Source organism: Mycobacterium sp. SMC-18 (assembly GCF_045310895.1).
GTDB lineage: Bacteria > Actinomycetota > Actinomycetes > Mycobacteriales > Mycobacteriaceae > Mycobacterium.
Genome location: NZ_JBJIAL010000041.1, coordinates 42313 through 48654, shown reverse-complemented (window position 1 = coordinate 48654; position 6342 = coordinate 42313). Strand labels below are relative to the sequence as shown.

Annotated in this window: 6 protein-coding genes; 5 read left to right on the top strand and 1 reads right to left on the bottom strand. The window is 67.5% G+C overall.

Annotation, left to right across the window (positions count from 1 at the left end; translation table 11 throughout):
• Window positions 1-323: HNH endonuclease signature motif containing protein (locus tag ACJH6J_RS25105; RefSeq protein WP_406804705.1), on the top strand; the 323-nt coding region annotated here is incomplete at its 5' end.
• 108 nt (window positions 324-431) lie between these two features.
• The gene (locus ACJH6J_RS25100) at window positions 432-1073 is read left to right on the top strand and encodes a class I SAM-dependent methyltransferase (RefSeq protein ID WP_406801383.1); all 642 of its coding nucleotides are present in this window, start codon (window positions 432-434) and stop codon (window positions 1071-1073) included.
• Here ACJH6J_RS25100 and ACJH6J_RS25095 read toward each other — a convergent pair.
• Window positions 1051-1446, bottom strand: a complete 396-nt coding sequence (locus ACJH6J_RS25095; RefSeq protein WP_029105782.1) for an MmcQ/YjbR family DNA-binding protein — start codon at window positions 1444-1446, stop codon at window positions 1051-1053. The two genes, ACJH6J_RS25100 and ACJH6J_RS25095, sit on opposite strands and share 23 nt — an antisense overlap.
• Before the next feature lie 111 nt (window positions 1447-1557).
• Between ACJH6J_RS25095 and ACJH6J_RS25090 the strand changes: the two genes are divergently transcribed.
• Genes ACJH6J_RS25090 through ACJH6J_RS25080 form a run of 3 tightly spaced genes read left to right on the top strand, consistent with a single transcriptional unit; the run spans window position 1558 to window position 6339 of the window.
• On the top strand, window positions 1558-3531 hold the full coding sequence (locus tag ACJH6J_RS25090) for an alkaline phosphatase family protein (protein ID WP_346415715.1): 1974 nt from the start codon (window positions 1558-1560) through the stop codon (window positions 3529-3531).
• A gap of 28 nt (window positions 3532-3559) precedes the next feature.
• Complete coding sequence (gene ligA, locus ACJH6J_RS25085; RefSeq protein WP_318985934.1) at window positions 3560-5617, top strand: NAD-dependent DNA ligase LigA; 2058 nt, start codon at window positions 3560-3562, stop codon at window positions 5615-5617.
• A gap of 17 nt (window positions 5618-5634) precedes the next feature.
• Window positions 5635-6339 (top strand): hypothetical protein, encoded by a 705-nt coding sequence (locus tag ACJH6J_RS25080; RefSeq protein ID WP_318985935.1) that lies wholly within the window; start codon window positions 5635-5637, stop codon window positions 6337-6339.
• Window positions 6340-6342 lie beyond the last annotated feature (3 nt).

Here is a 6342-nt window from a genome sequence, read left to right as displayed (position 1 = left end):
TGGCGTTGTTCGCCCGCGACCACGGCTGCACCCGACCCAACTGCACCGCCCCCGCCTCCTGCTCGCAGGCTCATCACATCACCAACTGGCGCGACGACGGACTGACCAACATCGACACCATGACCCTGGCCTGCGGCCGCGACAACCGCCTGGCCGACACCGGCGGCTGGACCACCACCATGGGCCCCCACGGCCGCACCCACTGGACCCCACCACCACTACTGGACGTCGGCCAACCACGAACCAACCACTACCACCGTCCGACACTGTATCCAGCCGAGGGCGACGCTAATGATGGTGAAAGCGACAGTCCTGCAGAGTGATTCAGCGCCGATCGACGCGCGATGACCCCCGGCAGCACGAGACCAGGTCGCGCTGCGGTAGCTGCGCGTCCGGTCGACCGTGTCGGCATTCCCGCGTACCGTTGGCCGATGCCCGGTTTCCTGGCCGCGACCCGCGACGGCTACGACCGTGCGGCCGCGCACTACGTCGCTCGGTTCCAAGACCATCTCGACGACCGGCCGGTGGACCGGGCCATGATCGGCGCGTTCGCCGAACTGGTGGACCGCGGGGCCAGCGTGCTGGACGTGGGCTGCGGCACCGGTGTGGCCACTGCGGCACTGGCAGCGGCCGGCCTCGACGTCACCGGAATCGATCTGTCTCCCAACATGATCGCGCAGGCGCGGCAGCACAATCCGGCTCTGGAGTTCCGCGTCGGGTCGATGCTCGACCTCGACGTGGCCGAGGGCAGCGTCGGCGGGCTCTGTGCCTGGTACTCGATCATCCATGTTCCGGATGAGTACCTGTCGCGAGTCTTCGCCGAGTTCCACCGGGTCCTGTCGCCGGGCGGGGTGTTGCTGTTGGCATTTCAGGTCGGTGATGAGCCGCGGGTGCTGACGGACTTCGACGGCGAGTCGGTGCACTTGACGTTCATCCGCCGGCGGCCCGAGCTCGTCGCAGACGTGTTGTCGGACAGCGGGTTTCGCGTCTATGCGGAAACGGTCCGGCAACCCGACGAAGACGCGGCCGAATCCACGCCGCAGGCCTACCTCATTGCGCGTCGAGCAGCTTGATCAATCGCTTGGTCGCGACGAGCCGGAACGATGCGTCGAGCAGTTCTCGGACCTCGTCCCAGTCGACCTTCGCCGCGGTGAAATCCAGCCCGAGCCAGCCTGACGGACCCATGTAGGCGGGGTAGTAGAAGCGCGAATCCTGTTCCAGTGCTGCGCGGTCGGACTCGTCGACCTTGACCAGCAGGGAATGCGGGTAGGCGACCATCTCGCCCGTCGTCTTCGAATTGCCGCCGTACATCGCGAACATCTTGGGCGCGCAGAACACCGGCCGGCCCCACGACACCTTCTCGAAGGCCTCGGGAAAGCTCAGCGCGACCGCGCGCAGCTCTGCCAGGCCGGGGTCGTCATCGTCGAACATGATCGGATGCGGCACGTTGCCACGGTAACCCGCGGCGGGGCGGAGGGTGCCCAACCTTCGAGATGACTGTGCGTCAGGTTCGCGATTCCTGTGCGGCCGATAATTGTCGCGCGTTATACATTCCGGATGACAGCGGGAAGATGCATTGGCCGGGTCGGGGGACTGGCGGTCGCCCTGGGGATCGGAACCGCGCTCGCGGGGTGGAGCGACTGCCCGGCCTGGGCTGACGCCACAGGATCGGGAGCCGGGGCGGGATCGACATCCCAGACCTCCTCGACCTCGCAGGCATCCCAGGCGGCAGCCGCTCCTGCCAAGAAGCCGAAAAAGCAGCGCAAGCCCGCCAAGTCGAAGTCGAAGCCCGCCAACGAGGAACAGGCCGGAAAGCCGGACAAGAAGCGCGACAAGCCCACCGCCGACAAGCCCGCCGCTGACCAGCCCGCCGCCAACCAGATGAAGGCCGCCGAGCGCACGAAGCCCGCGCCGCGGACAGCCCCGCCGCGCGTCGCCGGCCTCAACCGCGAAGAGCACCCGACGGCCGCGGCCAAGACTGCCGGCACGCCGACAGTCACCGCCGCGATCTCGACGCAAGCGAGCTCCGCACAGCCCACGGTCAAGGTGGCCGCGGTGTCGGCAGATCCCATCGCCAAACTCACCAGGGCCCTGCGGTCGCTGCAGGCGCCGGTGTCTCCGCTCAGCTCGACATCGGTGCTGGTGGCCCTCGCCGCGGTGCGCGACGAACTGGAACGCAAGACCCTCAAGCCAACCAGTGCCGTTGCGCCGCAGTCGGTTTCGACGCTCGCCGACACCACACCCAATGTGCTGGTGATCGGCGTCGACGGCACCAATCTGAGCCGGGTGCTGGCCGACCCGGCCAACGCCAACTTCTTCCAGCTCATGCAGGGCGGCACCACGGCACCGGCGAGCATCGTCGGGCACACCACGATCAGCAATCCGTCATGGACCGCCATCCTCACCGGCGTCTGGGGTGAGAGGACCGGCGTCATCAACAACATCTTCAATCCAGCGGTCTACAACCGGTTCCCGACGGTGTTCAACCAACTGGAGACGTTCAATCCCGGCATCCAGACCACGGCGATCGCGAACTGGGACGTCATCTCGGCCATCGCCGTGTCGGGTTCGGTCGGCGCCGACCACGTCGTCAACATCTCGCACATCGCGGGTGACTCCAACTGGTCGCTCACCGACGACGCCGTCGGCGACGCGACCGAGGCCGCGATCGCCGCCGCCGACCCGAACAAGCCGAACTTCGTGTTCAGCTACTTCGTCGGCGTCGACGAGAACGGGCACAACTACGGCGGCGCGTCCACGGCATACGCCGAGGCGGTGCGGAACGTCGACCGCAACATCGGCGAGATCATGCAGTCGGTCAACGACTGGGAAGCGGCGACCGGCGAGCAGTGGACCGTCATCGTCGTCACCGACCACGGTCACCAGGACAGCAAGGGCTTCGGCCATGGGTTCCAATCACCCAATGAGACATCGACTTTCGTCATCGCCAACAATCCCGATCTGTTCACCGCCGGTGGCGTCAACCTGAAATACCAGATCGTCGACGTCACCCCGACGGTCGTGACGTTGTTCGGCGGCACGCCGGCGCCCAAGTCCGACGGCGTCTCCATCACGGGCCTCGGCGGCAGCACCGTCACGCCGATCGACGACGACGCGGCACTGCGGGCCGCCGTGCTGGACGTCATCGGCAAGTACGGGTACCCCAACATCGGCACCGACCTGACGCTCGGCGTGCGCACCGTCGCCGCGTCCGTGCCCTACTTCCTCAACCAGGCGTTCCAGCAGGTGACGGCGCAGTTGCGGTCGATCGCCGAGAAGAACATCTTCGTCATCAGCCCGCTGGCACAGGCGATGACCGTGCCCGTGCAGCTGGTCGGCAGCCTGACGTACGCCGCGACGAACGTCGTCGCGCAGGTCGTCGCCAGGCTGACCGGAGTCACCGGGGCCAGCCTCGTGCCGATCTTCATCCCGCCGCTGCCGCCGCTGGTCGGTACCGAGGACCCGGCCCCGGCAGCTGCTTGCACGGTCCTCGTGGCATGCGGCACGTCGGCGGGGATCATCGCGGCTTGATGTCACAGCCCTTCGCTAGCCTTACCGGGTGAGCTCACCCGATCCCGACGTGCGCCGGCAATGGCAGGAACTGGCCGAAGAAGTCCGCGGTCACCAGTTCCGCTACTACGTCAAAGATGCACCGATCATCTCCGACGGTGAGTTCGACAAGCTGCTCGGTGAATTGCAGGAGATCGAAGAGCGGTACCCCGAGCTGCGGACGCCGGATTCGCCGACGCAGCTGGTCGGCGGCGCCGGGTTCGCGACCGAGTTCGGCGAGGCACAGCACCTGGAGCGGATGCTGTCGCTAGACAATGCCTTCAACACCGATGAGCTGACGGCGTGGGCCGCGCGGCTCACCAACGAGCTGGGCCGCGAACTCGAGTACCTCTGCGAGCTCAAGGTCGACGGCGTCGCGCTGGCACTGGTCTACCGCGACGGCAAGCTGGTCCGGGGCGCCACGCGCGGCGACGGCCGCACGGGCGAGGATGTCACGCTCAACGCCCGCACCATCACCGACGTACCGGAGCAGCTGACCGGCACCGACGAATTCCCGGTGCCGGCGGTGCTGGAAGTCCGCGGTGAGGTGTACTTCCGTGTGGAGGATTTCGCCGCGCTCAACGTCAGCCTCATCGAGGAGGGCAAGGCGCCGTTCGCCAATCCGCGCAACAGTGCCGCCGGGTCGCTGCGACAGAAGAATCCTGCCGTCACCGCACGTCGCCGGCTGCACATGATCTGCCACGGTCTGGGCTACACCGAAGGCTTCGAGCCGGCATCGCTGCACGACGCGTACCGTGCGCTGCAGGCATGGGGGCTGCCGGTGTCGGACCACACAACCCGCGTCACCGGCATCGCGGCGGTGGCCGAACGCGTCGCGTACTGGGGCGAGCACCGTCATGACGTCGATCACGAAATCGACGGTCTGGTGGTCAAATTGGACGACCGCACGCTGCAGCGCCGCCTCGGCGCCACCAGCCGGGCGCCGCGGTGGGCCATCGCGTACAAGTACCCGCCCGAGGAGGTCACCACCAAGCTGCTCGACATCCGGGTGAGTGTGGGCCGTACCGGCCGCGTCACGCCGTTCGCGTACATGGAGCCCGTCACCGTCGCAGGTTCAACGGTCGGGCTCGCGACGTTGCACAACGCCACCGAGGTGAAGCGCAAGGGCGTGCTGATCGGCGACACCGTGGTGATCCGCAAGGCCGGCGACGTCATCCCCGAGGTGCTCGGCCCGGTCGTCGATCTGCGTGACGGTACTGAACGTGAATTCGTCATGCCCGCAACGTGTCCCGAATGCGGTAGCACGCTGGCGCCGTCGAAGGAGGGTGACGCCGACATCCGCTGCCCCAACACCCGATCCTGCCCCGCGCAGCTGCGTGAGCGGGTTTTCCACGTCGCGGGCCGCGGCGCCTTCGACATCGAGGGCCTCGGCTACGAGGCGGCCACCGCACTGCTGGCAGCCGGCGTCATCACCGATGAGGGCGACGTCTTCAACCTCACGCAAGACGACCTGTTGCGCACCAGCCTGTTCAAGACCCAGAAGGGCGAGCTCTCGGCCAACGGAGCCAGGCTGCTGGCCAACCTCGGCAAGGCCAAGCAACAGCCGTTGTGGCGGGTGCTGGTGGCGCTGTCCATCCGGCACGTCGGTCCGACGGCCGCTCGGGCGCTGGCCGCGGAATTCGGTGACCTGCAAGCGATCACCGAAGCCTCCGAGGAGCGGCTGGCCGCTGTCGAGGGCGTCGGCCCCACCATCGCCGCCGCCGTGATCGACTGGTTCACCGTCGACTGGCACCGTGCCATCGTCGACAAGTGGCGCGCGGCGGGCGTGCGCATGGCCGACGAACGCGACGCGAGCATCGAGCGCACGCTGGAAGGCCTGTCGATCGTGGTGACCGGCTCGCTGACCGGGTTCTCGCGGGACGAGGCCAAAGAGGCGATCCTGGTGCGCGGCGGCAAGGCGGCGGGTTCGGTGTCGAAGAAGACCGCCTACGTGGTGGCCGGCGACGCGCCGGGATCCAAGTACGACAAGGCTGTCGAACTCGGCGTGCCGATTCTCGACGAAGACGGCTTCCGGCGGTTGTTGGAAGAGGGGCCGGACGCGCTCTGAGCTCGATGGCGGCGCCGATGTCCCGCAGAATCCCGGCAATCACCACGCGATTCTGGGTGAGCAAGACGTTGATCACCGCCGCATCGGTGTTCTGGCCGGACCACCTCTACGACCACCTGGGCCGCTGGATCGCGACAACGCTGCTGGTGGCGGCATGCGCCGTAGCGCTGTTGGTTCAACTGCGCGCAGACCGCTTGCGGCCGTGGGCATTCTGGCTCGCGATGCTGGCGACCAGTGCGGTGGGCACGGAGATCGCGAACGGGTTGCACGTCGCGTTCGGTCTGCGGTACCTGGTGATCGCTGTCGTTTGTTGCGCCGGCGTCGTGGGACTGCTGGCGCTCGGGCATGCGCACGTCGGAATGACGGAGTTGATCGCTGTCCGCACCCGGCGAGCCGAATGCTGGTTCTGGGCAACCGCTCTGGCGGCGTTCGGAATCGGGACTGCGCTGACCCACATGACGCCGACTCGCATCTTGCCCGACCCGGTTCTTCAGCTCGTGCTGTGGGCAGTGCTGATCGCCGGTGTGGCGGTGACATGCCGCTTGTCCGGTGGCATGTCGACGGCGGGCTTCTGGGGTTGTTTTGTCCTGACTCGTCCGTTGGGCGCGGCGGTCGCCTTCCTGCTGACCAACGCAAGTCAGGCCGGTGGGCTCGGCCTTGCTCGGCCGGCGGTCAGCGCGGCGCTGACCGCGGTGCTCGTCGCCTCGGTGCGCTACCGCTGACCG

Bases quoted from the DNA above. Each gene is read 5' to 3' on its own strand.
- ACJH6J_RS25100 (WP_406801383.1), top strand. From the start codon at position 432: ATGCCCGGTTTCCTGGCCGCGACCCGCGACGGCTACGACCGTGCGGCC.
- ACJH6J_RS25090 (WP_346415715.1), top strand. From the start codon at position 1,558: ATGACAGCGGGAAGATGCATTGGCCGGGTCGGGGGACTGGCGGTCGCC.
- ACJH6J_RS25080 (WP_318985935.1), top strand. From the start codon at position 5,635: ATGTCCCGCAGAATCCCGGCAATCACCACGCGATTCTGGGTGAGCAAG.